This window comes from Nostoc sp. (genome assembly GCF_036917755.1).
GTDB lineage: Bacteria > Cyanobacteriota > Cyanobacteriia > Cyanobacteriales > Nostocaceae > Nostoc.
Map to the genome: position 1 here is coordinate 26,057 of NZ_JBALFC010000036.1, position 23,918 is coordinate 49,974.

The window sequence follows — 23,918 nt, forward strand, 5'->3', positions numbered from 1 at the left end:
GTCATTAGTCCTTTGTCCTTTGTCCTTGGTAAATGACCAATGACTAATGACCAATGATTAATGACCAATGACTAATGACCAAATTACTCGTAGTAGCTACAGGAAATCCAGGTAAGTTGCGGGAAATGCAAGCTTACCTGGAAAATTCTGGTTGGGAATTAACCCTCAAACCTGAAGAATTAGAAATTGAAGAGACGGGTGAAACTTTTGCTGCGAACGCTTGTCTGAAAGCGTCACAAATTGCTAAAGCCACAGGAAACTGGGCAATTGCTGATGATTCTGGCTTGCAAGTAGATGCCCTAAATGGCGCACCAGGGGTGTATTCTGCACGTTATGCCAAAACCGACTCAGAACGCATTGCTAGGGTATTGAAAGAATTAGGCAACGAAGTAAATCGGCAAGCTCAATTTGTTTGTGCAGTAGCGATCGCTCGTCCTGATGGTGCGATCGTATTAGAATCTGAAGGTATTTGTCGTGGCGAAATTCTCCACACACCTCGTGGTAATGATGGTTTCGGCTACGACCCAATTTTTTATGTGCAAGAGTTGCAATTGACCTTTGCTGAGATGACACGGGAGTTGAAGGGTTCAATTAGCCATCGAGGCAAGGCTTTTACAGCTTTACTTCCGCAACTGGAGAGAGTTAGGAGTTAGGAGCGATGCCCTGAGCCTACCGAAGGATTAGGAGACGCGATTAATCGCGTCTGTACGTTAGGAGTTAGGAGAGACGCGATTAATCGCGTCTGTTAGGAGTTGGAAGTTAGGATTTATGCTAAATCTTCATTCATTATTCCTGACTCACAACTCATAACTTTTAACTCTTAACTCATAACTTCTTTAAACTGCTTCTGTGTTCTTTTCGCCAGTGCGAATCCGAATCACTTGCTCAACAGGCGAGATGAAAATTTTACCATCGCCGATTTCACCAGTGCGGGCAGCAGCAATAACTTTGTCCACCACCATATCAACCTGATTATCGTCAACGACGATTTCCACTTTGAGTTTTTGCAGAAACTCAACGGTATACTCAGAACCGCGATACCGTTCAGTTTGACCTTTCTGACGTCCGAACCCCCGGACTTCAGAAACAGTCATCCCAACAATACCAGCGTTAACTAAGGCAATTTTCACCTCATCTAGCTTAAATGGCCGGATAATCGCTTCCACTTTTTTCATCTTCTTGACTCCTGACTTCTACTAGCTTCGTTTATATATCTAACCAGATCCGTTGTCTGAAGCTGTAACTAGCAGTGCTTTTCCTAAAACATATGTAATAATTACCACTTTTTTTAAAGTGTAGATGCTTTGCTTGAGGGTTTGGGACATGAGAACCAGCAAGGATTTATTAATTGGATAATTTTTGAGGTTCTAACATAAAGAAGTTGCTGTCAATTTAGCATTTTATGTAGCTTTTATAACCTAAAAATAGATCAACTCCGCCATTTAGCAGATTTGTTCGGATATTTAGATAGTGACTGTAGACAAATTGCACAGTAGCCCGAAAGCCTGCTGCTGCTGACTGTGGGAGTGTCAACTAACGTTTCTGATGTTCAAACAAAGGACGCACAACGAAATATCCAGCACTAAAGGCAGTCAGCATGATTAACAAGATGGTGATAATTAACCACCAGCCATTGAGTCCCTTGATATCTGGGTCAGTAGTGGAGTAATAACTTACTTGTTGCTCTTCTATAAAAACTGGTTCTGGTATCGGGAAATTTATTTCCATTACAGGTGTAGAAAAGTCTTGGCGGCGGCTTTTTTCGGGTGAGGCTTTGGGCACAACGGGTGGGCGCGAACCAGAAACCTGTTGACGTGGACGCGCTTGTGTTACTGGCTGTTTGGTGGCACTTTTAACGTCGCCAGAAGCTTGGGTAGCTTGGTGATAACTAGGCGTAGCATGGGAATCCACAAACTTTTGCAAGTGAGAAAAAGACTCAACAACTTTGATAATCTCTTTGCGTAGTAGTTGATTTTCTTGTGCTAATTGCTGATTTTGGGTACTGAGTGCATTTAGCCTCGCCTGTGTTGCTTGCAACTCTGTTGACAATTCCCTGTATACAGATAATGGTACAGAGGGAGGGTAGGCTTGAGTAGTTGGTGTTGGCGAATTCCTGTGAACAGAACCTATGGTTGTTCGCATCGGGGACTTGGTATTAGAAATCAAGGTAATTAGATCGTACAGAGATGCTAACAGAGATAGTCAGCCCTGAAACTATGCCCAAGAATAATAGAAAAATGCCGAAAGAGCAAAGATTTATTATGGAGCATTGAGTATTGGGCAATTCAATTTTGGATTTTGGATTTTGGATTTTAGATTTTGGATTAAATTTCAATCTAAAATCCAAAATTCTCACTCCTCCTCATCTCCCTCATCTCCCCATGCTCCCATCCCAATGCCCCAGATCCCAATCCCCATGCTCCCAAAAGCTTAATTTCGTAACAATGGGAAAAAGTGTCCTACAGGGCCTTGCCCTTGGCCAATATCTAGGGCGTAAGTGAGTGCAGTAGTCACATACTCCTTTGCCTGTTGCACTGCCTGCCACAAGTCTTTTCCTTTAGCCAGATTAGCAGCGATCGCAGCCGATAGTGTACAACCAGTACCGTGGGTATTTTTCGTCTCTACTTGCTGGCAAGTCAAAACTTCCAACTTGTCGCCATCAAACCAGATATCAACGCCACGCATATCTCCCTGCATACCTCCGCCCTTGACTAAAACAGCCTTCGTGCGTAAAGTCTTGTGAATAATTTCAGCAGCAGCTTGCATATCCTCCAAGGAATTAATTTGTAAACCACTCAAAATCTGGGCTTCGTAGCGATTCGGCGTAATGATAACCGCCTTGGGAATCAGGGCATGGCACAGAGTCTTCACAGCATCATCATCAATCAGTTGTGCTCCTGTACGTGACACCATTACTGGATCAACTACTAGATTAGGGATTTGTAAAGCTTCTACCTGCTGGGCAACAGCAAAGATAATTTCCTGATTGAGCAACATTCCCGTTTTGGCAGCTTGTACGCCAATATCCTCAACTACTGCCTGAATTTGCGCCACAACAGCCTCTCTTGGCATGGCATCAACCCTCCTCACTCCTAGAGTGTTTTGTGCCGTGACGCAGGTTATAGCGCTAGTACCGTGGACACAGTGAAAAGCAAAGGTGCGTAAATCAGCTTGAATTCCTGCACCGCCACCGCTATCGGAACCAGCAATGGTTAAAGCAATAGGTATTCTGGAGTTTATTTCAGTGTTCATATTATGAAGATTAAGTAAGGAAGAGCGCAATCAAACCAAACTATCTCAAAAATTGATCAACTAGGCTAAAATCCTCTTCCCTCCTGCCTTTGCCTGATCGAAACCACAAACATTTACCGAAACCTGACTTGAAAGTGCTGAGTCACCGTTCGCCTTTGGCATCTCACGCCAGTTGCTACAACGGGCGAACCCCCCTTCGGGTTCACCAGTCGCCTACGGCCGGAAACCCTTTCGGCAGTTCCTTATGGGGGAGACCCCCTCTGAGCGACTGCCTCACTACAGCGCTGGATTCACCGCAACGCAGTGGCTCCCCTTCTCTACCAGACGCGACGCGAAGGGAGAAGTTCGGATCATCGCGTCTGGTAGAGAAGGCATCGCTTCTTTAAAAATATTTATACAAACTTCATCAAATCCTTGCACAAATCGCTCTCCATTCCCATATCACACTGGAAATTAACAGGGCTTACCACGAGTTTTAGGTAAAAATATCGTTTTTTTTGTAAAATTAATAACTAGATTCAGCGTATTTGCTGATATCAAGTGCTATTTGTAAAGGTTAGTTTCAATACATAAGTCCACAAGGCTCAGTTACACCGCTTACAACAAGTTCGACTAAGTTCTTACATTAGTTCCCTTAAGTCAAGGGGTCAACCGACTAAACTTTCAACCAATTTAACTTTTACCACTGTAACTTTAAGTCCCTAGTTATTATCCAGGGGTGGATTTTAGCATGCTGATTTAGCAACTTTCTAACCTCAGACAACGGATAAAGTTCAGAGGAATTCCGATGCCGAATATGATCACCGTATCGAATATAGCAGATAAGAAAGCTAGCTCAAAAAGAGCAGCGATGTCTACGACGGGCTATTCGGCATCGCGGTTGCTACAGATGAAGATACGATTCAATTCGACTCCATCTAGCCGTAGTTTTTCAGACGATATCTGACGACAAGCCCGGAGGCGAAGCGTCCACACGCTAATCGTCCGATCGCTCTCAAGAAAATCCTGACGATTAACGGTATCGATATCCCTGGTTTAACCATCAACGGTTGACAGGAGAAAAATTTTTCAGTTTGACAACAACCTTTTTACAACCGATGCGATTTCAAATCGCGATCGGACAACTGTGACTGTCCTGAAAAGTCCAGACAAATCATCTATTCAAATAACTCCAATTCACCTTACACACATTCGGACTAAAACTATGGCTGGCAAAACATACTACGTTTCTGGAACAGGCAATGATAAGAATAATGGCTTAAAGGAAGGAAGTGCATTTCGCAGCTTGGGTAGAGCCGTGTATCAGATGAAAACAGGTGACACGCTCTACGTCATGAACGGAACTTATGACAAAGGCACTACACTTTTTAACTTTAATGGTTCAGCAAATAACTGGACAACAATCAAAGCTTATCCAGGGGCTACGCCTATAATCAAAACAACGGGAAGTGGGATTAATATATTTAGTTCATCCTACGTGCGGATTGAAGGACTTGATCTAGAAGGCAATCGGAAAAACATCACTCTAGCATATGCCTTACAACAGAAGAATAATCTCAACAATCCCTTAACCAATTCCACTGGAATTAATATCAAAGCCTGGAAAAATAGCCAAGGAGTGGGCGGTAGTAATCCTCATCACATTGTCATCTCTGATAACACAGTTAGTAACTTTCCAGGTGGAGGCATTGAATCAAGTGATTCCGACTACATCACAGTTGAGAAAAATATTGTATCTGGAAACGCTTGGTACACGCCGTATGGTGGTCAGGGTATTACAACACTTTTTGCCACCAATTCCGATCACAACACTACTGATTACAAAATAATTTATCGGGACAATATTGTTTTTGATAATCAAAGTTTGGTTCCCTGGAAACAAGTTGGTAAGATTAGTGAAGGGCATGGGCTAATGCTTGATAGTACTAATCAGAGTAGAAATGGAACACCTTATCTTGGCAAAACTTTAATTGCTAATAACATAGTCTACAACAATGGTAACTCTGGTATTGACGCTTTCCAAGCTAAAAATGTTGATATTATCAATAATACAGTTTACCAAAATAGCCGTAATGTCGCTAATACCGGTGAGATTAAAGTCAATTACTCAGAAAATGTTAGAGTCGATAACAATATAATGTATGCCAGCAACAATCAAGTGGCTAATGTTCTGAAATATTCTAAAAATGTCAACTTTAACCATAACCTTGTTTATAACTCTTCTCAATTTCAAGCTTCAGATAATCTAAATGCCATAGGATTGCAGAATATTTTGGGTAAAGATCCCCAATTTGTTGATGCTGCCCACAGGAATTTTGCGCTCAAACCTGGAAGTGCTGCGATCGATGCTGGTTCCAATGCCTTCAATAGCATCACTAAGAACATTCCCCAGGATGGCGATGGTAATGGCACCGCAGTGATTGATATTGGTGCATACGAAGCCCGCCACACCAGCCTCAGCTTCCCTAATGACTTGAACAACAACATTGTCGGTTTTGACAGTTCCAACGATGTGATTAATGGTCTAGGGGGTAATGACACTATCAATGGTTACGGTAGTAACGACCAACTACGTGGAGGTACTGGCAATGATCTTCTCATTGGTGGACAAGGCAATGATCTTCTCATCGGTGGTATGGGTGCTGACTCTTTCCTCTACAACACCAATGCTGCCTTTACTAGGGCTGCTGTGGGTATTGATACGATCGCTGACTTCAATCACTCTCAAGGTGACAAAATTGTTCTGGATAAGACCACCTTTAATGCCATTACTTCTGCTGTGGGAACGGGTTTTAGTAACGCCAGTGATTTTCAAATCACCAGTTTAGGGGCAGCTAGCAAAGCTGCAATTGTCTACAACCCTATGTCTGGGCAGTTACTATACAACCAAAATGGTAGTGCTGCTGGTTTCGGCACCGGCGGTCAATTTGCACAACTTACTGGTGCGCCGACTCTTAATGCTTCCGACTTCATCGTTCAAGCATAGTTGCGTCGGATCAACTGAGTGGAAGTCTAATCCAAATATGAATTGACTTTCAAAGCGGTTTTCAATTAAATAGATCACACACATAGGGGCACAAATATCTTGTGCCCCTACAATTTTGCAATGGTTAAAGCAATAGATATTGTGGAGTTTATTTCAGTGTTCATATTGTGAAGATTAAGTAAGGAAGAGCGCAATCAAACCAAACTATCTCAAAAATTGATCAACTAGGCTAAAACCGAATGGCACTAAGAAAAGCCCAAAGGCTTGTGTTGCCTCGTTAAAAGCCTCCAGGCTGGGAATGTATTCCCAGAGGTTCTACCTCTCGTCAAAAGAGGAGGCGGCAGTCCTCCCAGCATGGGCTGTATTTTAACTTAGTGCCATTCGGCTAAAACCCTCTTCCCTCGTACTTGATCGCAACGACAAACTGACTTGAAAGTGCTGTTAGCGGATAGCTAAGGTTTAGCCCGTGCTGAGTAACAAAATACTCAATTATTGTAGAGTGGGCGAGACACCATTGGTGTCAAGTTAAGGTCGATGCACAGATGTCAAGCGACCTTGAGGCGTTGCCTCGGTGTCATTGACGCACTGCCTTAACCAGTCCCATAGAAGGTTGATGCTCTACTAACCAACGAATGAGTTGTAGTAGTGGGTTTTGCAACAGTGCGTGATTGAAAAAATACAAGCTACCGTATTGGGCGTAGCCCGCCGTACCCTTCCCTACAGGACGGCAAGGGCGAACGGGATCTTGCTACGCGCAGCGTTTGGTAAAGAAGGCATCGCTTCTTTAAAAATATTTAGAGAAACTTCATCAAATCCTTGCACAAAGCGCTCTCCATTCCCATATCACACTGGAAATTAACAGGGCTTACCACGATGCTTAAGTAAAATTTTCACTTTTCCTGTAATATTAGTAACCAAATTCAGAGTATTTACTGATATCAAGTGCCATTTGTAAAGGTTAGTTTTAATACATAAGTCCACAAGGCTCAGTTACATCGCTTACAACAGGTTCGACTAAGTTCTTACATTAGTTCCCTTAAGTTAAGGGGTCAACCGACTAAAGTTTCAACCAATTTAACTTTTACCACTGCAATTTTAAGTCCCTAGTTATTATCGAGGGGTGGATTTTACCATACTGATTTGGCAACCTCCTAACCTCAGACAACGGATAAAGTTCAGAGGAATTCCGATGCCGAATATAATCACCGTATCGAATATAGCAGATAGGAAAGCTAGCTCAAAAAGAGCAGCGATGTCTACGACGGGCTATTCGGCGTCGCGGTTGCTACAGATGAAGATACGATTCAATTCGACTCCATCTAGCCGTAGTTTTTCAGGACAAGCCCGGAGGCGAAGCGTCCACACGCTAATCGTCCGATCGCTCTCAAGAAAATCCTGACGATTAACGGTATCGATATCCCTGGTTTAAGCCTCAACGGTTGACAGGAGAAAAATTTTTCAGTTTGACAACAACCTTTTTACAACCGATGCGATTTCAAGTCGCGATCGGATAACTGTGACTGTCCTGAAAAGTCCAGACAAATCATCTATTCAAATAACTCCAATTCACCTTACACACATTCGGACTAAAACTATGGCTGGCAAAACATACTACGTTTCTGGAACAGGCAATGATAACAATAATGGCTTAATCGAAGGAAGTGCGTTTCGCAGCTTGGGTAGAGCCGTGTATCAGATGCAAACAGGTGACACACTCTACGTCATGAATGGAACTTATGACAAAGGCGCTACGCTTTTTAACTTTAATGGTTCAGCAAATAACTGGACAACAATCAAAGCTTATCCAGGGGCTACGCCTATAATCAAAACAATAGGAAGTGGGATTAATATATTTAGTTCATCCTACGTGCGGATTGAAGGACTTGATCTAGAAGGCAATCGGGAAAACATCACTCTAGAATATGCCTTAGAACAGAAGGATAATCTCAATAATCCCTTAACCAATTCCACTGGAATTAGTATCAAAGCCTGGAAAAATAGCCAAGGAGTGGGCGGTAGTGATCCTCATCACATTGTCATCTCTGATAACACAGTTAGTAACTTTCCAGGGGGAGGCATTGAATCCAGTAATTCCGACTACATCACAGTTGAGAAAAATATTGTATCTGGAAACGCTTGGTACACGCCGTATGGTGGTCAGGGTATCACTACACTTTATGCCACCAATTCTGATAACAATACTACTGATTACAAAATAATTTATCGAGACAATATTGTTTTTGATAATCAAAGTTTGGTTCCCTGGAAACAAGCTGGTCAGATTACTGAAGGGCATGGGCTAATGCTTGATACTATTAATCAGAGTAAAGATGGAACACCTTACTTAGGGAAAACCTTAGTTGCTAATAACATAGTCTACAACAATGGTAACTCTGGTATTAACGCTTTCCAAGCTAAAAATGTCGATATTATCAACAACACAGTTTACCAAAATAGCCTTAATATCGCTAATACCGGAGAGATTAAAGTTAATTACTCTGATAATGTTAGAGTCGATAACAATATAATGTATGCCAGCGACAATCAAGTGGCTAATGTTCTGAAATATTCTACAAATGTCAACTTTGACCACAACCTTGTTTATAACTCGAATGTATTCCAAGCTTCAGATAATCTAAATGCCACAGGATTGCAGAATATTTTGGGTCAAGATCCCCAATTTGTTGATGCGGCCCACGATAATTTTGCGCTCAAAACTGGAAGTGCTGCGATCGATGCTGGTTCCAATGCCTTCAATAGCATCACTAACAACATTCCCCAGGATGGCGATGGTAATGGCACCGCAGTAATTGATATTGGTGCATACGAAGCCCCCCGCATTACCGTCCCGGAAATTCAAGTTCTCAATGGCACCGTTGACATTGCAGATGGCAGCACTACTGCGATTAACTTTGGCGATGTCACTGTTGGTAGCACCCTGATTAAAACCTTTACGATTCAGAACATCGGTACAGCTACACTCAACCTGAGTAATCTGAAACTTCCTGACGGATTTAGTTTGGTCGGTACTCTTCCAACGAGCGTGGCTACCAATGCTTCTACCACCATATCGGTGGCACTCAACACCACTACACCAGGCAGTTATAGTGGCACTCTGATTTTAAACAACAATGATAGTAATGAAAGCCCCTTTGACTTTGCAATTAGTGGCACAGTTAAACCCGTTTTATCCCCAGAAATTCAAGTTCTCAATGGCACCATTGATATTGCAGATGGCAGCACTACTGCGATTAACTTTGGCGATGTCACTGTTGGTAACACCCTGACCAAAACCTTTACGATTCAGAACACCGGTACAGCTGCACTCAACCTGACTAATCTGAAACTTCCCGACGGATTTAGTTTGGTCGGTACTCTTCCGACGAGTGTGGCTGCTAATGCTTCCACCACTATATCGGTGGGACTCAACACCACTACACCAGGCAGTTATAGTGGCACTCTGATTTTAAACAACAATGATAGTAATGAAAGCCCCTTTGACTTTGCAATTAGTGGCACAGTTAAACCTAAAATTCAAGTTATCAATGGCACAGCCGGCAATGACACCTTTATTGCCCAAGGAGGCAATAGCAATTACATCATCACGGACTTTGGCGGTGTAGGTACTAGCTCAAACCCTTCGGCTGCGGTGATTGCCAAAATAGACACCTTGCAATTTGTTGGGGCTGGCTTGACTGCGAAAAATCTGCAATTAACTCAAAATGGCAACGATTTAGAAGTCACCTTTGAAGATGTGGCCAATACCAAAGTCACTCTGCAAAACTTTAACTTAGAAAACCTAGACAACTTAGCCGCATCGACAACAAGACCTGCCATCGGTAATATCCTATTTGACGGAGAAGCCAGTGTTACCAAAAGCATTGATGTGATTAATGCCAACTCCACTCAAACGTATATTTCCACCGCAAACACCGTCACGTTTCTCAATGACTCGAACAATAACATCAGCGGTTTGTACACTTCCAACGATGTGATTAATGGTCTAGGGGGTAATGACACCATCGATGGCAGCGGTGGTGACGACCTGCTGCGGGGTGGTGCTGGTGATGACCTTCTCATTGGTGGACAAGGTAATGATACTCTTGTCGGTGGACAAGGCAATGATCTTCTTGTCGGTGGTATAGGTGCTGACTCTTTCCTCTACGACACCAATACTGACTTTACTACCGCTACTGTGGGTATTGATACGATCGCTGACTTCAATCACTCTCAAGGTGATAAGATTGTCCTGAGTAAGACCACCTTTAGTGCCATTGCTTCTGTTGGCGGAACGGGTTTTAGTAACGCCAGTGATTTTCAAATCACCAGTTTAGGGGCAGCTAGCAATGCTGCAATTGTCTACGACCCTCTGACTGGGCAGTTATCATACAATCAAAATGGTAGTGCTGCTGGTTTCGGCACTGGCGGTCAATTTGCACAACTTACCGGTGCGCCCACTCTTACTGCTTCCGACTTCATCGTTCAAGCATAGTTGCGTCGGGTGAACTGAGTCCAAGTGTAATCCAAAGATGAATCGATTTTCAATCCGGTTTTCAATTAAATAGATCACACACATCGGGGCGCAATATATTTGTGCCCCTACTTTTTGATCAGAAATCGCCGTATTATCTAAAACTGGTAGTTTAAGTATAACTACTGCTGTGGTTGCGATCGCAAGTCTTGTAATACCCCCTGCAAAAACTTACCCCATTCTGCTGCCAAGGGGATTTCTGTAAACGGAACCCGCACTGAGTTAGGAGATTCGGAAAATAAAAATTCTAACTCTATAGAACGACCTTTCTCCGGTATACTTTCCAAATCTACTTGTTTATCATCTACTAAAAGATAAATTTGCTTAACATCAAGCAAAGAGAATGTTTCTAGTTGAATAGGCCCTTTAGTCGTGGGTTTTCCCCAAGTTAGATTGTTGCCTTTTTGACCTAATACTGAATAAATATCGTACTTAGCTCGTTCAAATTGCTCTGCCCAAGCGCGATAGGCTTCAACTTTTTGATACTCTTTCGAGCCTTGCCAAGCCAACCAGAAAAACATTACTAATAGGGGCAACCACAAAAGACCACGTTCCATCGTTAAAAAAGTCCTGAGTGAAACTTGTAACTAAAAGTGCAAAATCTTCCAATAAAGGATGCAGATAAGTTATGGTAGTGAGCAATCTGGCAAAAAGCGGTGATGAGTTAATATGAGAAAGCTTATATTATTGTGCTTGTTTGTCATTGGGCTGGGATCTGCCATATTTGGTTTCCTGAATTTTCAGGGACTGGCAGCTAAAGGAGAGTTTGAGACGATTTTGCTTGATTTTCGGGAAGATATTCCATCAATTGTGGTGGAACAGGATTTGCAAGCGATCGCCAAACAATACAACGTTACACCCCAATTAGACAACAAGTTTTCCCAAAAAGATCATGTGTATATTGTCAAAGGCGATCGCCAGCGACTCCAAGAACTGAAAAAATCACAATTTGCCCAAGCTACAGAATTCATTGAACCGAATTATATCTACAGGACGATTCCACAACCAGGTAAAGCAGCTTGGCTGGGAGAATTTTTAAGACCCCAAGAAGATGAAGAAGCAAGTCCTTCATTAACTGGCCCCAATGACCAATATTACAGCAAGCAGTGGAACTTGCACCAAATCGGCATTGAAGGCGCATGGAGTCAAACCAAAGGTAGCGGTATCACAGTTGCGGTGATTGACACCGGGATTACCAAAGTGCGGGACTTGTATGAGACAAAATTCGTCAAAGGCTATGATTTTGTTAGCGATCGAGAAGAAGCCACAGACGATAACGGCCACGGTACTCATGTTGCCGGAACTATTGCCCAAGCCACAAATAACAAATATGGTGTCGCTGGAATTGCCTATGAAGCCAGTCTGATGCCCCTGAAAGTACTAAGTGCATATGGTGGCGGTACTGTTGCCGATATTGCCGAAGCGATTAAATTTGCTGCTGATAAAGGCGCAAATGTAATTAATATGAGCTTAGGCGGTGGTGGTGAAAGCAAATTGATGAAAGAAGCGATCGAGTATGCCCATAGAAAAGGTGTAGTTATTATTGCCGCCGCCGGGAATGAAAACACTAATGGGGCCAGCTATCCAGCCCGCTATCCCTACGTCATCGGCGTTTCGGCAATTGGCCCAGATGGCGAAAGAGCGCCTTATTCTAACTTTGGTGCAGGGGTAGATATCTCGGCTCCTGGTGGTAGTGAAGCTGGTAAGATTCTCCAAGAAACTATCGACGAAAAGGGCGAAGGCGTATTTCTGGGCTTCCAGGGTACAAGCATGGCTTCTCCCCACGTTGCTGGTGTTGCGGCATTAATCAAAGCTGCTGGCATCAAAGAACCAGATGAAGTTTTAAAAGTCCTGAAGCAGTCAGCACGAGTTATCCAGGATGATGGTTTGAACTATTATGGCGCTGGACACCTGAATGCAGAAGCAGCTGTAAAACTAGCCTTTGCGGGGCAAATCAGTTTCACAGATTTCTTCCGGTGGTTACGGGATAATGGCTATCTTAACCCCGGCTTTTGGATTGATGGTGGTGCGATCGCACTGTTACCCAAGATTTTAATGATAGTTGGTTCCTATCTGCTAGCTTGGTTTTTACGGGTTTACTTCCCCTTTACTTGGAGTTGGTCTTTATCCAGTGGCTTAATTGCTGGTAGTTCTGGGTTATTCTTCCTCAAGGGAATCTATATTTTTGATCTTCCCCAATGGCCTTTCCGGGTTTTGGGCAGTTCAATTCCCGAACTGGGCAGTACCCTCCAGGGAACTGATGCGTTGAATCCCCTGTTTGCTAGCGTACTGATTCCCATTGTCTTAATGGCATTGCTGCTGGGACATCCTAGTTGGAAATGGTTTGCCATTGGTTCAACTTTAGGTGTAGCAGCGTGCTTGACAGTAAGTGCGTTTTTCAACCCGACAGTTTGGGGTTTGGGAAGTGATTACTTAGCACGCCTATTCCTGATCGCCAATGCCCTAATCTGTTATGGGCTTGCTCGTTTAGCATTGAAAAACGAAGAAAAAATAGCGTAAATTCGCATGGGGCATGGGGCATGGGGCATGGGGCATGGGGCATGAATTTTTATAACTCCAAACTCCTGTACAGACGCGATTAATCGCGTCTCTCCCAACTCCTTACTCCCCCACTCAGCACTCAACACTCAGAACTGTTATGAGCATTACACTTACAGGTACAATCGAACGCCGTGATATTGGCACAGGCGCATGGGCGTTAGTCACAGAAGAGGGCGTTACTTACGAAATCCTCAGAGGGGCTGACAAAGACTTACTCAAAGCTGGACAAAAAGCAAAAGTTAAAGGACAGGTGCGTGAGGATGTCATGACAACTGCCATGATTGGCCCTGTCCTGGAGGTCAAATCTTTTGACGTAATTAGTTCTGATTAGTTGTGGAATTCAGAACCTGCTATATAAATACTAGACTTGTCTAGACATTTACTAGTAATTGATTTACATGTGGTGTGTGGTAAGCCTTCGTAGGTTTTCACCCATCCAATAGTAGGCAGTTTAATTGACTATAGAAGTCTAGGTTTGTCTACGTTATTGGCGGCTTAGGACAAGCTCTTGAAGACGGCTTCTAAACTCCCCTTTGGGATGACCTCCTTTTACTTCACCCACAATCTGAAATTCCCCTTCTGGAGAATTGCAGAGAATGTAAGTAGGCCATCCCATTTCTGATTTATCGGGATAGTGACTTAATAAAATCTTGCGATACTTGCGGTAAGCAGCCGTATCCTGCATTTTGACATCGATAAATTCTAAACCCAGTTCTTCAGCCACCTTTTTGTCATAAAAAGACATTTTGTGGCAAATGCCGCACTCTTCTGAAGAGAACTTAATTACAGCTAAACTCATGGGTTGGCGACTCTTTGATTTTAGGCAAAGTTTTTTAACATAATGCCATGAAATATTAGCATATAGCTGGTCATTAGTGTCAACTTAACACTGAAACCCTGATCCAGTATCGAATGGCACTAAGTTAAGATACAGCCCTTGCCCTCACTGGTTCTCTAAACAAAGTCTGCCAACATGGATCATATTCGACTATATTTATTTGAGCGATAGGTGAAGTTAATTTGATCTACATCGGTCGTGGTTGATTAAATCCTCTATTTAATTGCAATTCAAGCAATTTTATTAGTATATAATTATGGATCGTGTCGAATTAAAGCTAAACCATGCCTAAACTAAAGACTCGTAAAGCCGCAGCGAAGCGATTCCGTGCCACCGGCACCGGCAAAATCGTCCGTCGTAAAGCGTTCAAAAGCCACCTTTTAGAGCACAAATCTTCCAACAAGAAGCGTAGCCTGCGCCAGAGTACACTTGTACATGAACGCGATGAACTTAACGTGCGTTTGATGCTCCCATATTTGTAAGTATTTCAGGAAATAAGTTATGACACGGGTAAAACGCGGTAATGTAGCTCGGAAGCGCCGCAATAAAATTCTCAAACTAGCTAAAGGTTTTCGCGGTTCCCATTCAACTCTGTTTAGAACCGCCAACCAACAAGTGATGAAGGCATTACGGAGTGCCTACCGCGATCGCAAAAAGAAAAAGCGCGATTTCCGTCGCCTCTGGATCACCCGGATCAACGCTGCTGCAAGGCAACATGGCTTGAGTTACAGCCAGTTGATCGGGAATCTGAAAAAAGCTGATATCCTACTAAATCGCAAGATGTTAGCGCAATTGGCAGTCCTCGATCCAGCTAGCTTCGGCAAAGTTGCGGAATTGGCAAATCAAGCTAAAGGATAAAGGTGGCAACGGATGTATAACGGATGTAGCAGATGGGAAGTAATTACTCGGTTACATCTGGTATTATCCGCCACTATTTTTTGGATTTTTTGCTTTTCCATAGTGGGAACAGGATTAACTGCATCTGCTGCCGAAATGCCAGAAATTCAGCAGCGAGGCTATCTAACTGTTGCCGTTAAGGATAACTTGCGTCCGTTGGGATTTAGAGATGCTAATGGCAATTTGCAGGGCTTGGAAATTGACTTAGCACAGCGCTTGACAGTTGATTTGGTTGGGAAAGCCAAGGCTGTCAAGTTTAAACCAGTAGCGAATCGCGATCGCCTGTCTGTAGTCTTAGACCAGAAAGTTGATTTTGCGATCGCTAGGGTGACAGCAACTGAGTCACGCGCCCGGATAGTTAGTTTCAGTGTTCCCTACTATTTGGATAGCACTGTATTAGTTACAAAAGATGCCTCTGTGCAGCAGTTGAGTGATTTGGCAAAACAAAAAATTGCTGTACTAAATAACTCCAGTACCATTGCGAAAGTGGGGTACTATCTGCCAAGCGCCGAGTTAGTAGGAGTGAATTCCTATCAGGAAGCGCGAGAGGAAATAGAAAGTAATACTGCCGTAGCCTTTGCCGGAGATGCTAGCGTTTTGAGCGGTTGGGTGCAACAATATCCCCAATATCGGCTACTACCAACCAAGCTATCAACTGAACCCTTAGCTGTAGTCATGCCCAAGGGATTGCAGTACGATGAGTTAAGACGAAATGTGAATGGAGCGATCGCTCGTTACTTAGCAGAAGGTTGGCTCCAGCAACGCTCTCAATATTGGGGTTTACCGTAAGGGAGTTAGGAGTTTGGAGTTAGGAGTTTGGAGTTAGAAATTAAGATAATTATCCTGATCTCCCTCATCCGCTATAGGCTGATAATAGATACAGAAGCAACTTTTAATATTTATATTTGCAGCAATGGATAACAGTCTAGCCGTTGTTTATCTCTCAATTTTGGTAGGTTTGCTCACAATTGCAGCCGTGGGTGTTCTTCGCCAGATTTTCAAAACTCGCAAGATTGAAGGCTCCTTTGCAAGATTGCGAAAGAAGTTAGAGAAAGAAAAGGGTACGACTCAAGAATATTATGAGTTAGCCAGTATTTATTCCGAAAAAAAAATGTATTCCCAAGCGATCGCGCTATTTCAAAAAGCTCTCAAAGCTGCCGAAGAAGAGGGAGAAGAAGATATCGCCCGCATTTATAACGGGCTGGGTTATGTTTATTTTTCCCAAGAGCAATATGACCTAGCAATTCGTCAGTATAAAGAAGCCCTGAAATCTAAACCAGACTACGTGACAGGGTTGAATAATCTCGGTCACGCCTACGAAAAGAAAAAATTAACTACTCAGGCATTACAAAGTTACGAAGAAGCACTAAAATTTTCTCCAAATAACTCTACTGCTAAACGTCGTGCTGAATCTTTACGCCGTTTGGTTTCTGCATAAATAGCGCATTAGGCATGGGGCAATTCAATTTTGGATTTTGGATTGACGATTTGGGATTAAATTTCAATTCTTTAATCTAAAATCTAAAATCTAAAATTCTTACTCCCTCATCCCCCTCATCTCCCCCACTCCCCACTCCCCACTCCCCAACTATTAACAAATTAATTTGGCTTTAGCCTCTTAATTTATCGGTTTTCAATCTTAGGCTTGGAAATAGATAACTATAAGTCTTTTGTAAAAATGTAAAAGATGATTAAGCGGTTAAAGCGTTTTTTATGGCTAGCTATTGCCATCATTGTCGTCATTTCTATCTCACTCGGATTAATGGGAATATTAACGGCTCAACAGCTTTCGATTTCCCATCCTCTCACTTCGCTAACAGAGGCAGAAATTAGTACAGCTGTTTCGGTGATCAAAAGAGAAAAAACTTTGAGCGAAATGGCAGCTTTTCCACTGATTGCTTTACAAGAACCAGATAAAAAAGAAGTTCTGAATTTTACACCGGGTAAAGTCTTGCAGCGAAAAGCTTTTTTGGTAATCTCTGAGCGATCGCAAAACAAAACCTATGAAGGAATCGTGGATCTGACAAGCAAAACCTTAAGTTCTTGGAAAGAGATACCCTCTGTTCAACCTGCGATCGTTAGTTCCGAATATGAACTAGCAACTCAGATAGTCAAAGCCGATCCTCGATGGCAAAAAGCGATGCAAAGGCGGGGAATTACCGATTTCGATCAAGTCAAAATCAGTTCGTCGACACCAGGAATCCTGAGTCAACAGGAAGAAGCAACAGGTAATCGTCTCTGTAGGAGCTTATCTTACTATAAAGGCAAAGGCTGGAACTATTACGGTAGTCCGATTGAAGGAGTCGTAGCAACAGTTAATTTGAACACGGGTAAAATCGCCAGTTTTGTTGACACAGGAAACGTACCTTTCTCTAAGGAAAACTGGAACTACGATATCAAATCTTTGGGCAAATTACTTTCACCACTTAAAGCATTAAAGATTCTGCAACAAAATGGTGCAACTTTCCAGATTAAAAACAATGAAATTAGCTGGCAAGGTTGGAAATTTCGCTATTTAATGCATCCTCGTAATGGATTAATGCTATACCAAGTGACGCACAAGGACGGGGAAAATATTCGACCAGTTTTATACCGCGCTAGCTTATCAGAAATGGTAGTACCTTATGGCGATCCTCAGCCTACTTGGTCATTTAGGAATGCCTTTGATGTTGGAGAATATAACCTTGGTTTGTTAGCAAATACGATGGAGTTAGGTAAGGAAATTCCCGAAAACGGCCTGTTGCTAAATGCTGTATTTGCTAATGAGCAGGGAGAACCTGATAAAATACCAGGGGTTATTGGTATTTACGAGCGCGATAACGGAATCCTGTGGAAGCACTATGAGTATAATACTCAGCGCAATGATGTCCGTCGCAGTCGAGAATTAGTAATGACGATGACTGCGGCTATTGACAACTATGATTACAGCATTAATTGGATTTTTCACCAAGATGGAATTTTAGAAGTTCAAAATGAATTAACGGGTATTGTACTGGCACAGGGAACGGCTGCCGAAAAACAGTCTGAGGATAATTCCTATGGTCAGTTAATTGCTAAGAATATCTTCGGAGTAAATCACCAACACTTTTTCAACTATCGCCTAGATTTCGATGTCGATGGTCAAGCTAATTCCGTGATGGAAATGAATGTCAAAGCTTTGCCGATAGATGAGAAAAATCCATTAGGAAATGCGATCGCAGTTACAGAAACCCCGCTAACAAAAGAAACAGCTGCTGTCCGCGATTTAGACATAAAACACAGTCGGGAATGGATGATTGTTAGTGCAGACAAAAAGAATCCTCTAGGTGCTGCACCTGGATATATGCTGATGCCGGGAGGAAACTCTGTATTTTTCCCTGTGGAAGGCTCAAAAATCCGTCAACGGGCAGAATTTGCGACTCATCACGTCTGGGTAACAAAATATAAACCTGCTGAACTTTATGCTGGCGGCGATTATCCCAACCAGACTCAACCTGGACAGGGTTTGCCAAAATATATTGCAGACGATGAATCCTTGATGGGTGAAGATATCGTACTGTGGTACACAATGGGTGTCACTCATATTCCGCGATCGGAAGATTGGCCTGTGATGCCTGTTCACCGAGTAGGCTTTAAGCTAGTCCCTAGAGGATTCTTTAGCCGTAATCCAGCGATTAATTTACCAGAGTAAAATATTCGTTTTCTAAAGTTTCCTTCGTTCAGTTTTTTGGTAATCTGTAAACCTATAACTTGAATGCTGATAAGCTTATCGTAGGTCAAATTACTGCCAGTTTTGAAAATAGGATACCTTATGAATTTTCCAGAAATTAATATTCCCGGTGATGGCGCACTGCACGCTCGTTTAACTACTTCCTTGGGTGAAATTATAGTTCGTTTGGAGGAAGACAAAACACCCAACACCGTCAAAAATTTTGTAGGTTTAGCAACCGGCACAATCGACTGGAAAGACCCTAAAACAAATCAATCTCTGAAGGGGACTCCTGCCTACGATGGGATTCGCTTTCACCGAGTCATCCCTGATTTTATGATTCAGTGTGGAGATCCCCTGGCTCGTTATCCAGATATGGCCAACCGGTGGGGTACTGGTGGGCCGGGATATCAATTTGAAGATGAGTTTCATCCTGAATTGAAACACTCTAGTGCGGGTATCCTCTCAATGGCAAATTCAGGACGCAATACTAATGGTTCGCAATGGTTCATTACAGAAGGGCCAACGCCTCACCTTAACAACAAACACAGTGTTTTTGGTAAAGTTATCGAAGGTATGGATATAGTGAACCGCATCGCCAATGTGCCTACGACTAGAGATCGTCCAAATCAAGATGTAGTGTTAGAAAAAGTAGAGATTTTTCGGCAGTAACTAACACCTCTCTAGGTTAATTTCTACTGCCTCGAATGAACAAATTGCGCTAGTGTTATTCCCCCATTTTTTCTTTGTTTAAGGAGGGTTAGGGGGGATATTGATACAACCTGATTTTTTACAAACATCCTCTCAGAGGATGTTTGTATTTTTGGAGAAGTTGTACATAAAGTTTCTAAATTTATTGGTGATGGTTAACACACCGCCCCAAATTGAAAACAAATTTGCCGAAAAATTAAGATTTATTTTAAAAAAGCAACAGTAATATTATTAAAGTTAGAAGCTAGATTCCAATCAGGAACAAGGTTTGAGCGATGCCTACGCCTACACACCGCAGCTAAAACCCTTACAAGTCTTCACTTCATCAGGGATACAACTTTTGAGACAATCAGAAACGATTTAATAATAATCAAGCACTTATAGTCCACTCTTATCGGACTCCGGGTTATTTCTGTTGAAAAGGGAGAACACAAACATGAAATTGGCTTACTGGATGTATGCAGGCCCAGCCCACATCGGCACTCTGCGAATCGCTAGTTCTTTTAAAAATGTTCATGCGATCATGCACGCCCCCATTGGCGATGACTACTTTAACGTCATGCGCTCCATGTTATCGCGGGAGAGGGATTTTACCCCAGTGACAACCAGTGTCGTCGATCGCAACGTTTTGGCACGCGGTTCTCAAGAGAAGGTGGTAGATAACATCATCCGCAAGGATGCCGAGGAACACCCAGATTTGATTGTGTTAACTCCCACCTGCACCTCCAGCATTTTACAAGAAGATTTGCACAACTTTGTCGAGCGATCGCAGTTGGAAGCAAAAGGAGACGTAATGCTGGCGGATGTGAACCACTACCGCTACAACGAACTACAAGCCGCCGATCGCACTCTCGATCAAATCGTTCAATACTACATTGAAAAAGCCCGGAAGCGGGGCGAATTGCCAGAGGGCAAAACTGCGAAGCCCTCAGTTAACATTATCGGTACTACTACCCTTGGTTTCCACAACAATCACGACTGCACCGAACTGAAACGGCTAATGGCTGACTTGGGAATTGAGGTGAATACCTTAATTCCCGAAGGTGCTTCGGTGAACGACTTGAAAAAGATGTCCCAAGCCTGGTTTAACCTGGTGCCTTACCGTGAACTCGGTTTAACCACAGCTCGTTACCTGGAAGAACAATTTGGCACACCTTATATAGACATTACTCCAATGGGTGTAGTGGAAACTGCCCGTTGTATTCGCAAGATTCAGCAGGTAATTAACGCTCAAGGCGCAGAAGTTGACTACGAAAACTTCATCAATGAGCAAACCCTGCATGTATCTCAGGCTGCTTGGTTCTCCCGTTCAATTGACTGTCAAAACTTGACTGGCAAAAAAGCTGTGGTCTTTGGTGACAACACCCACGCCGCGGCCATTACTAAAATTCTGGCGCGAGAGATGGGGATTCATGTTGTTTGGGCTGGAACCTACTGTAAATATGATGCAGACTGGTTCCGCGAACAGGTTAGCGAGTATTGCGATGAAGTGCTAATTTCCGAAGATCATGGTGCAATTGGGGATGCGATCGCTCGTGTCGAACCCTCTGCCATTTTCGGCACCCAAATGGAACGCCATGTTGGTAAACGTTTGGATATTCCCTGCGGTGTAATTGCAGCACCAATCCACGTCCAAAACTTCCCCATTGGTTACAAACCATTTATGGGTTACGAAGGCACGAATCAGATTACAGATTTGATCTACAATTCCTTCACTTTGGGAATGGAAGATCACCTATTAGAAATCTTCGGTGGTCACGATACCAAAGAAGTAATTACTAGGGGAATTTCTGCTGATTCTGATTTGAATTGGACAAAAGATGGTCAAGCAGAATTGAATAAGATTCCGGGATTTGTGCGTGGGAAAGTGAAGCGTAATACTGAGAAATTTGCCCGCGATCGTGGTTTCAAGGAAATCAATGCTGAGGTGTTGTACGCTGCGAAGGAAGCTGTTGGAGCTTAGATTAGAGTTTAATTGAGAATATTGAGGGGTGAGGAGTTATGTATACTCTTTACCCCCATTTTTTTTGCTTTAGTGATAATAATTAAATTATGAGATATCATAGATGTAATATTAATTCTTATATATTTCTCTCAATAACTATTTAAAATAACCAAATTAAATATAATGAAAATACCATCAGGTTTAGTAATTCAAGATGAAAAAATCACTAAATACCTACTTGTTTATCAACCTAAAAGTGATAAATCAAGATATCTAGCTTTAGCAGGATATAATCTTGATAACTGGGAACTTCTTAAGAACGATATAATAAATGCTGTAGAAGGTTCTGAAATTGCAAAAGTTACCCCTAGTGATTGGGGGACTCAGTTTGAGGTTAAAAGCGAGTGGACTGGGCCTAATGGTCAATTAATTAAGGTAATTACTATCTGGCAACAAGATGAAGAAACAGAATTTGTTAGATTTATAACACTATATCCTGATAAATCACAGGAGACTTAAACGATGACAACAGCTAGTTTATTTCAGTGGGTAGAACTGAAGCACAATGTTCCTAATAGTCCTGTAAAAGCTGGCGATAGAGGGGTTGTGTTGGATCATCTGCGTCCTACTAAAACTCAGCAAGAGCCAGGATATATTTTAGAAATCTTTAAAGACAGTGAAACTCTAGATGTTGTTTCTGTGCCTATTTCCTGGGTCAACCCTCTACCTGAAACCTGGGGAAGTATTGAACATGATACAAAACAGACAGTTTAAAGCAGAAAAAATGAAACTCATGGCTGACTATGGATGCTATCCTCTATGGTGGGTGAGTTCTGATAAAATTGGCAACATTGACCCAGAGACATTGCCATTAAGTCAAGAAACAATCAAACGTCTAGAAAAATGGGAAGAAATTTATAATGCAAAGTTGAACTGGGAAGATCCTGCTAACTCATCAGGTTTCCTTAGTGAAGAAGCTGAAACGACTTTTGAAGAAGAAGGAATCAGCCTGTGGAAGCAACTGCAAACAGAACTTGCGCCTAATTATCAAGTTGTTTATTTCAGTGAGCTATTAGGCAAGGTTTTAACTCATCCTAGTGAATTAGAAGTTTTACGTGCTATTCAACAATGATTTCACCTAACAGAATATAAATCTAGTGCAGCACTAATAAATTTAATTGCGATCGCGGTTTCAAGGAAATCAATGCTGAGGTTTTGTACGCCGCCAAGGAAGCTGTCGGGGCGTAGGTTAACGGGTTAGCGATTTTTAATAATAAAGGGCATATCTTAAGGAATGCCTTTTATTATTACTTATTCTGATTTTAGTAGACGAATAAAGCCAGCTTGTTCAAAGTGGTGATCTGTGGTTAATGCCACTTTAATGCCAAGCTGTTGCATGACTATAAAAGAAGTGCTATCCACCAAAGACCAAGCTTTATCTTCTCTAGTTTTGAGTAGTTCCCAAGCTGCTGAATCTATTGTTGGTTCAATATAAATCAAGTTGATATATTGAACATGATACAAGACAGACAGTTTAAGACACAAAGAATCAAACTCATGGGTGATTATCGTTATCCTATAAAACTATGGACTCATCATACGTTGAAGTCCAATCAAAATAGGCTCATACTTTTCAGGTGTCAAACTCCCTCGATAATCAATAATACGGTTAACATCTAAAACCCTAACCTGATCTAATAAAGCAATAGATGGCGAACTTAATCCAGCAACTCCTGCTGCGAAACGTGGATATAAATCTGGTGAAGCGATTGCCCACATTTGCCCTCTATCAGTAGTCATGGGAATTACAACTATTAACGAAAAGCGGAGTGTCCCTAAGCGGTTTGGGAACCCGACAACAATTGCAGGTCTATAACCTTCTTGCTCACGACCTTGAGGGTTTTGTTGAGGAAAACGTGCTGTTACAACATCCCCAAGCTGTAAAGAACGAGTTGTCATTCTTGAACAATTACTACTCCCATTCCAGGAACATACTTAACAGGCGAACCCTTCTCTAGTTCGCCGGGTTGCCAATCATAAGGTTCATAGCTACCCAAATTTGATAAGTCAGTCTCTAGCCATCCCGCATCAGATTCTTCATCTAATTCTTCACTGATTATAGATAACTGAGATTCTTGACGATTCTCCTTTCGCCACTCTAGAAACTGTACAAAATCTAGAACTTCCTGCTGTGCATTTTCTGGAAGGCTTTCTAGTTTTTCCAAAATCTTTTCTTTGAGAGAATCCATACTTGCAGACACTATCTTTATTGAACAGTGTAACTCATAGTCTCTATCCAAATGATAAGCTTTTATCCCAGAAGTAATGTTTGACAGCTGCTATGCATCTACGATTCGTGACAAACCTTGTCTTGCAAAATGTTACCCTATAGCGATCGCTGCTGCAACCCCTCTAGCGATCGCATTCCTTAACCAATAAATTTACTGATAAATAAAAATTAAAATCGAATAAATATCACAATACAAAATTATTACTTTGGGGATCTAA

The 23,918-nt window shown here is 42.3% G+C and carries 25 protein-coding genes; 16 read left to right on the forward strand and 9 right to left on the reverse strand.

The genetic code is table 11. The features are described from left to right. Nucleotides 1-74 precede the first annotated feature (74 nt). Nucleotides 75-653: an RdgB/HAM1 family non-canonical purine NTP pyrophosphatase gene (gene rdgB / locus V7L05_RS09670; protein ID WP_335163952.1), complete on the forward strand. Its 579-nt coding sequence runs from the start codon at nucleotides 75-77 to the stop codon at nucleotides 651-653. A 183-nt stretch (nucleotides 654-836) separates the two neighbouring features. Here the strand turns inward: rdgB and V7L05_RS09675 are convergent, their stop codons facing one another. The 3 genes from V7L05_RS09675 to thiD form a co-directional block, all read right to left on the reverse strand. Next, nucleotides 837-1,175 carry a P-II family nitrogen regulator gene (locus V7L05_RS09675; RefSeq protein WP_300418920.1) on the reverse strand — a complete coding sequence of 113 codons (339 nt, stop codon included), beginning with the start codon at nucleotides 1,173-1,175 and terminating at the stop codon, nucleotides 837-839. Between the two features lie 358 nt (nucleotides 1,176-1,533). Then, the gene (locus V7L05_RS09680; RefSeq protein ID WP_335163953.1) at nucleotides 1,534-2,142 is read right to left on the reverse strand and encodes a hypothetical protein; all 609 of its coding nucleotides are present in this window, start codon (nucleotides 2,140-2,142) and stop codon (nucleotides 1,534-1,536) included. Between the two features lie 288 nt (nucleotides 2,143-2,430). Beyond that, nucleotides 2,431-3,252, reverse strand: coding sequence for a bifunctional hydroxymethylpyrimidine kinase/phosphomethylpyrimidine kinase (gene thiD / locus V7L05_RS09685; RefSeq protein ID WP_335163954.1), 822 nt, complete (start codon nucleotides 3,250-3,252; stop codon nucleotides 2,431-2,433). A gap of 244 nt (nucleotides 3,253-3,496) precedes the next feature. On the opposite strand from thiD, the gene V7L05_RS09690 reads away from it, so the two are divergent. From V7L05_RS09690 to V7L05_RS09700, 3 genes are all read left to right on the forward strand, one after another. Continuing rightward, on the forward strand, nucleotides 3,497-3,709 hold the full coding sequence (locus tag V7L05_RS09690; RefSeq protein ID WP_335163955.1) for a hypothetical protein: 213 nt from the start codon (nucleotides 3,497-3,499) through the stop codon (nucleotides 3,707-3,709). A gap of 747 nt (nucleotides 3,710-4,456) precedes the next feature. Further along, entirely contained in the window at nucleotides 4,457-6,238 is a 1,782-nt protein-coding gene (locus V7L05_RS09695) for a calcium-binding protein (protein WP_335163956.1), read from the forward strand. Between the two features lie 1,594 nt (nucleotides 6,239-7,832). Continuing rightward, complete coding sequence (locus V7L05_RS09700) at nucleotides 7,833-10,730, forward strand: choice-of-anchor D domain-containing protein (RefSeq protein WP_335163957.1); 2,898 nt, start codon at nucleotides 7,833-7,835, stop codon at nucleotides 10,728-10,730. A gap of 161 nt (nucleotides 10,731-10,891) precedes the next feature. Here V7L05_RS09700 and V7L05_RS09705 read toward each other — a convergent pair whose 3' ends face one another. Beyond that, the gene (locus tag V7L05_RS09705; protein ID WP_335163958.1) at nucleotides 10,892-11,326 is read right to left on the reverse strand and encodes a hypothetical protein; all 435 of its coding nucleotides are present in this window, start codon (nucleotides 11,324-11,326) and stop codon (nucleotides 10,892-10,894) included. Between the two features lie 112 nt (nucleotides 11,327-11,438). Between V7L05_RS09705 and V7L05_RS09710 the strand changes: the two genes are divergently transcribed. Then, nucleotides 11,439-13,289 carry a S8 family peptidase gene (locus tag V7L05_RS09710; RefSeq protein ID WP_335163959.1) on the forward strand — a complete coding sequence of 617 codons (1,851 nt, stop codon included), beginning with the start codon at nucleotides 11,439-11,441 and terminating at the stop codon, nucleotides 13,287-13,289. Here the strand turns inward: V7L05_RS09710 and V7L05_RS09715 are convergent. Continuing rightward, a complete protein-coding gene (locus tag V7L05_RS09715; protein ID WP_335163960.1) occupies nucleotides 13,241-13,417 on the reverse strand; it encodes a hypothetical protein in 177 nt (58 codons plus the stop codon). The genes V7L05_RS09710 and V7L05_RS09715 overlap by 49 nt on opposite strands. 11 nt (nucleotides 13,418-13,428) lie before the next feature. On the opposite strand from V7L05_RS09715, the gene V7L05_RS09720 reads away from it, so the two are divergent. Then, nucleotides 13,429-13,662, forward strand: a complete 234-nt coding sequence (locus V7L05_RS09720; RefSeq protein WP_335163961.1) for a hypothetical protein — start codon at nucleotides 13,429-13,431, stop codon at nucleotides 13,660-13,662. 153 nt (nucleotides 13,663-13,815) lie between these two features. On the opposite strand, the gene V7L05_RS09725 is transcribed toward V7L05_RS09720, so the two are convergent. Further along, entirely contained in the window at nucleotides 13,816-14,130 is a 315-nt protein-coding gene (locus tag V7L05_RS09725; RefSeq protein WP_335163962.1) for a thioredoxin family protein, read from the reverse strand. A 323-nt stretch (nucleotides 14,131-14,453) separates the two neighbouring features. On the opposite strand from V7L05_RS09725, the gene rpmI reads away from it, so the two are divergent. The 10 genes from rpmI (at nucleotide 14,454) to V7L05_RS09775 (ending at nucleotide 22,542) form a co-directional block, all read left to right on the forward strand. Beyond that, nucleotides 14,454-14,651, forward strand: a complete 198-nt coding sequence (gene rpmI / locus V7L05_RS09730; protein WP_292760699.1) for a 50S ribosomal protein L35 — start codon at nucleotides 14,454-14,456, stop codon at nucleotides 14,649-14,651. Between the two features lie 19 nt (nucleotides 14,652-14,670). Continuing rightward, nucleotides 14,671-15,027: a 50S ribosomal protein L20 gene (gene rplT / locus V7L05_RS09735; protein WP_229545555.1), complete on the forward strand. Its 357-nt coding sequence runs from the start codon at nucleotides 14,671-14,673 to the stop codon at nucleotides 15,025-15,027. 12 nt (nucleotides 15,028-15,039) lie between these two features. After that, nucleotides 15,040-15,855 (forward strand): transporter substrate-binding domain-containing protein, encoded by an 816-nt coding sequence (locus tag V7L05_RS09740; RefSeq protein ID WP_335163963.1) that lies wholly within the window; start codon nucleotides 15,040-15,042, stop codon nucleotides 15,853-15,855. Between the two features lie 124 nt (nucleotides 15,856-15,979). Further along, entirely contained in the window at nucleotides 15,980-16,504 is a 525-nt protein-coding gene (locus V7L05_RS09745; RefSeq protein ID WP_335163964.1) for a tetratricopeptide repeat protein, read from the forward strand. 249 nt (nucleotides 16,505-16,753) lie between these two features. Further along, nucleotides 16,754-18,736 carry a primary-amine oxidase gene (locus tag V7L05_RS09750; protein WP_335163965.1) on the forward strand — a complete coding sequence of 661 codons (1,983 nt, stop codon included), beginning with the start codon at nucleotides 16,754-16,756 and terminating at the stop codon, nucleotides 18,734-18,736. Between the two features lie 120 nt (nucleotides 18,737-18,856). Beyond that, nucleotides 18,857-19,426 (forward strand): peptidylprolyl isomerase, encoded by a 570-nt coding sequence (locus V7L05_RS09755; RefSeq protein ID WP_335163966.1) that lies wholly within the window; start codon nucleotides 18,857-18,859, stop codon nucleotides 19,424-19,426. Between the two features lie 475 nt (nucleotides 19,427-19,901). Beyond that, complete coding sequence (bchB, locus tag V7L05_RS09760) at nucleotides 19,902-21,428, forward strand: ferredoxin:protochlorophyllide reductase (ATP-dependent) subunit B (protein ID WP_292760706.1); 1,527 nt, start codon at nucleotides 19,902-19,904, stop codon at nucleotides 21,426-21,428. A gap of 165 nt (nucleotides 21,429-21,593) precedes the next feature. Then, nucleotides 21,594-21,929, forward strand: coding sequence for a DUF6883 domain-containing protein (locus tag V7L05_RS09765; protein ID WP_335092080.1), 336 nt, complete (start codon nucleotides 21,594-21,596; stop codon nucleotides 21,927-21,929). Nucleotides 21,930-21,932: 3 nt separating this feature from the next. Then, nucleotides 21,933-22,184, forward strand: a complete 252-nt coding sequence (locus V7L05_RS09770) for a hypothetical protein (protein WP_335163967.1) — start codon at nucleotides 21,933-21,935, stop codon at nucleotides 22,182-22,184. After that, on the forward strand, nucleotides 22,162-22,542 hold the full coding sequence (locus V7L05_RS09775) for a hypothetical protein (protein ID WP_335163968.1): 381 nt from the start codon (nucleotides 22,162-22,164) through the stop codon (nucleotides 22,540-22,542). The genes V7L05_RS09770 and V7L05_RS09775 overlap by 23 nt, the downstream gene beginning before the upstream one ends. 179 nt (nucleotides 22,543-22,721) lie before the next feature. On the opposite strand, the gene V7L05_RS09780 is transcribed toward V7L05_RS09775, so the two are convergent. From V7L05_RS09780 to V7L05_RS09790, 3 genes are read right to left on the reverse strand one after another with little or no spacing between them, the layout of a single operon-like run. Next, nucleotides 22,722-22,934 carry a type II toxin-antitoxin system VapC family toxin gene (locus tag V7L05_RS09780; RefSeq protein WP_335163969.1) on the reverse strand — a complete coding sequence of 71 codons (213 nt, stop codon included), beginning with the start codon at nucleotides 22,932-22,934 and terminating at the stop codon, nucleotides 22,722-22,724. A gap of 60 nt (nucleotides 22,935-22,994) precedes the next feature. Next, nucleotides 22,995-23,369, reverse strand: a complete 375-nt coding sequence (locus V7L05_RS09785; RefSeq protein ID WP_335163970.1) for a type II toxin-antitoxin system PemK/MazF family toxin — start codon at nucleotides 23,367-23,369, stop codon at nucleotides 22,995-22,997. Next, nucleotides 23,366-23,659, reverse strand: a complete 294-nt coding sequence (locus tag V7L05_RS09790) for a DUF2281 domain-containing protein (RefSeq protein WP_335163971.1) — start codon at nucleotides 23,657-23,659, stop codon at nucleotides 23,366-23,368. Before V7L05_RS09790 ends, V7L05_RS09785 begins: the two co-directional genes overlap by 4 nt. Nucleotides 23,660-23,918 lie beyond the last annotated feature (259 nt).

Coding starts and splice junctions, on each gene's coding strand:
- rdgB (WP_335163952.1), top strand. CDS start 75: ATGACCAAATTACTCGTAGTAGCTACAGGAAATCCAGGTAAGTTGCGG.
- V7L05_RS09755 (WP_335163966.1), top strand. CDS start 18,857: ATGAATTTTCCAGAAATTAATATTCCCGGTGATGGCGCACTGCACGCT.
- rpmI (WP_292760699.1), top strand. CDS start 14,454: ATGCCTAAACTAAAGACTCGTAAAGCCGCAGCGAAGCGATTCCGTGCC.
- V7L05_RS09745 (WP_335163964.1), top strand. CDS start 15,980: ATGGATAACAGTCTAGCCGTTGTTTATCTCTCAATTTTGGTAGGTTTG.
- V7L05_RS09690 (WP_335163955.1), top strand. CDS start 3,497: ATGGGGGAGACCCCCTCTGAGCGACTGCCTCACTACAGCGCTGGATTC.
- V7L05_RS09750 (WP_335163965.1), top strand. CDS start 16,754: ATGATTAAGCGGTTAAAGCGTTTTTTATGGCTAGCTATTGCCATCATT.
- V7L05_RS09785 (WP_335163970.1), bottom strand. CDS start 23,369: ATGACAACTCGTTCTTTACAGCTTGGGGATGTTGTAACAGCACGTTTT.
- V7L05_RS09675 (WP_300418920.1), bottom strand. CDS start 1,175: ATGAAAAAAGTGGAAGCGATTATCCGGCCATTTAAGCTAGATGAGGTG.
- V7L05_RS09770 (WP_335163967.1), top strand. CDS start 21,933: ATGACAACAGCTAGTTTATTTCAGTGGGTAGAACTGAAGCACAATGTT.
- rplT (WP_229545555.1), top strand. CDS start 14,671: ATGACACGGGTAAAACGCGGTAATGTAGCTCGGAAGCGCCGCAATAAA.
- V7L05_RS09775 (WP_335163968.1), top strand. CDS start 22,162: ATGATACAAAACAGACAGTTTAAAGCAGAAAAAATGAAACTCATGGCT.
- V7L05_RS09765 (WP_335092080.1), top strand. CDS start 21,594: ATGAAAATACCATCAGGTTTAGTAATTCAAGATGAAAAAATCACTAAA.
- V7L05_RS09720 (WP_335163961.1), top strand. CDS start 13,429: ATGAGCATTACACTTACAGGTACAATCGAACGCCGTGATATTGGCACA.
- V7L05_RS09705 (WP_335163958.1), bottom strand. CDS start 11,326: ATGGAACGTGGTCTTTTGTGGTTGCCCCTATTAGTAATGTTTTTCTGG.
- bchB (WP_292760706.1), top strand. CDS start 19,902: ATGAAATTGGCTTACTGGATGTATGCAGGCCCAGCCCACATCGGCACT.
- V7L05_RS09790 (WP_335163971.1), bottom strand. CDS start 23,659: ATGGATTCTCTCAAAGAAAAGATTTTGGAAAAACTAGAAAGCCTTCCA.
- V7L05_RS09710 (WP_335163959.1), top strand. CDS start 11,439: ATGAGAAAGCTTATATTATTGTGCTTGTTTGTCATTGGGCTGGGATCT.
- V7L05_RS09695 (WP_335163956.1), top strand. CDS start 4,457: ATGGCTGGCAAAACATACTACGTTTCTGGAACAGGCAATGATAAGAAT.
- V7L05_RS09725 (WP_335163962.1), bottom strand. CDS start 14,130: ATGAGTTTAGCTGTAATTAAGTTCTCTTCAGAAGAGTGCGGCATTTGC.
- V7L05_RS09740 (WP_335163963.1), top strand. CDS start 15,040: ATGTATAACGGATGTAGCAGATGGGAAGTAATTACTCGGTTACATCTG.
- V7L05_RS09680 (WP_335163953.1), bottom strand. CDS start 2,142: ATGCGAACAACCATAGGTTCTGTTCACAGGAATTCGCCAACACCAACT.
- V7L05_RS09700 (WP_335163957.1), top strand. CDS start 7,833: ATGGCTGGCAAAACATACTACGTTTCTGGAACAGGCAATGATAACAAT.
- thiD (WP_335163954.1), bottom strand. CDS start 3,252: ATGAACACTGAAATAAACTCCAGAATACCTATTGCTTTAACCATTGCT.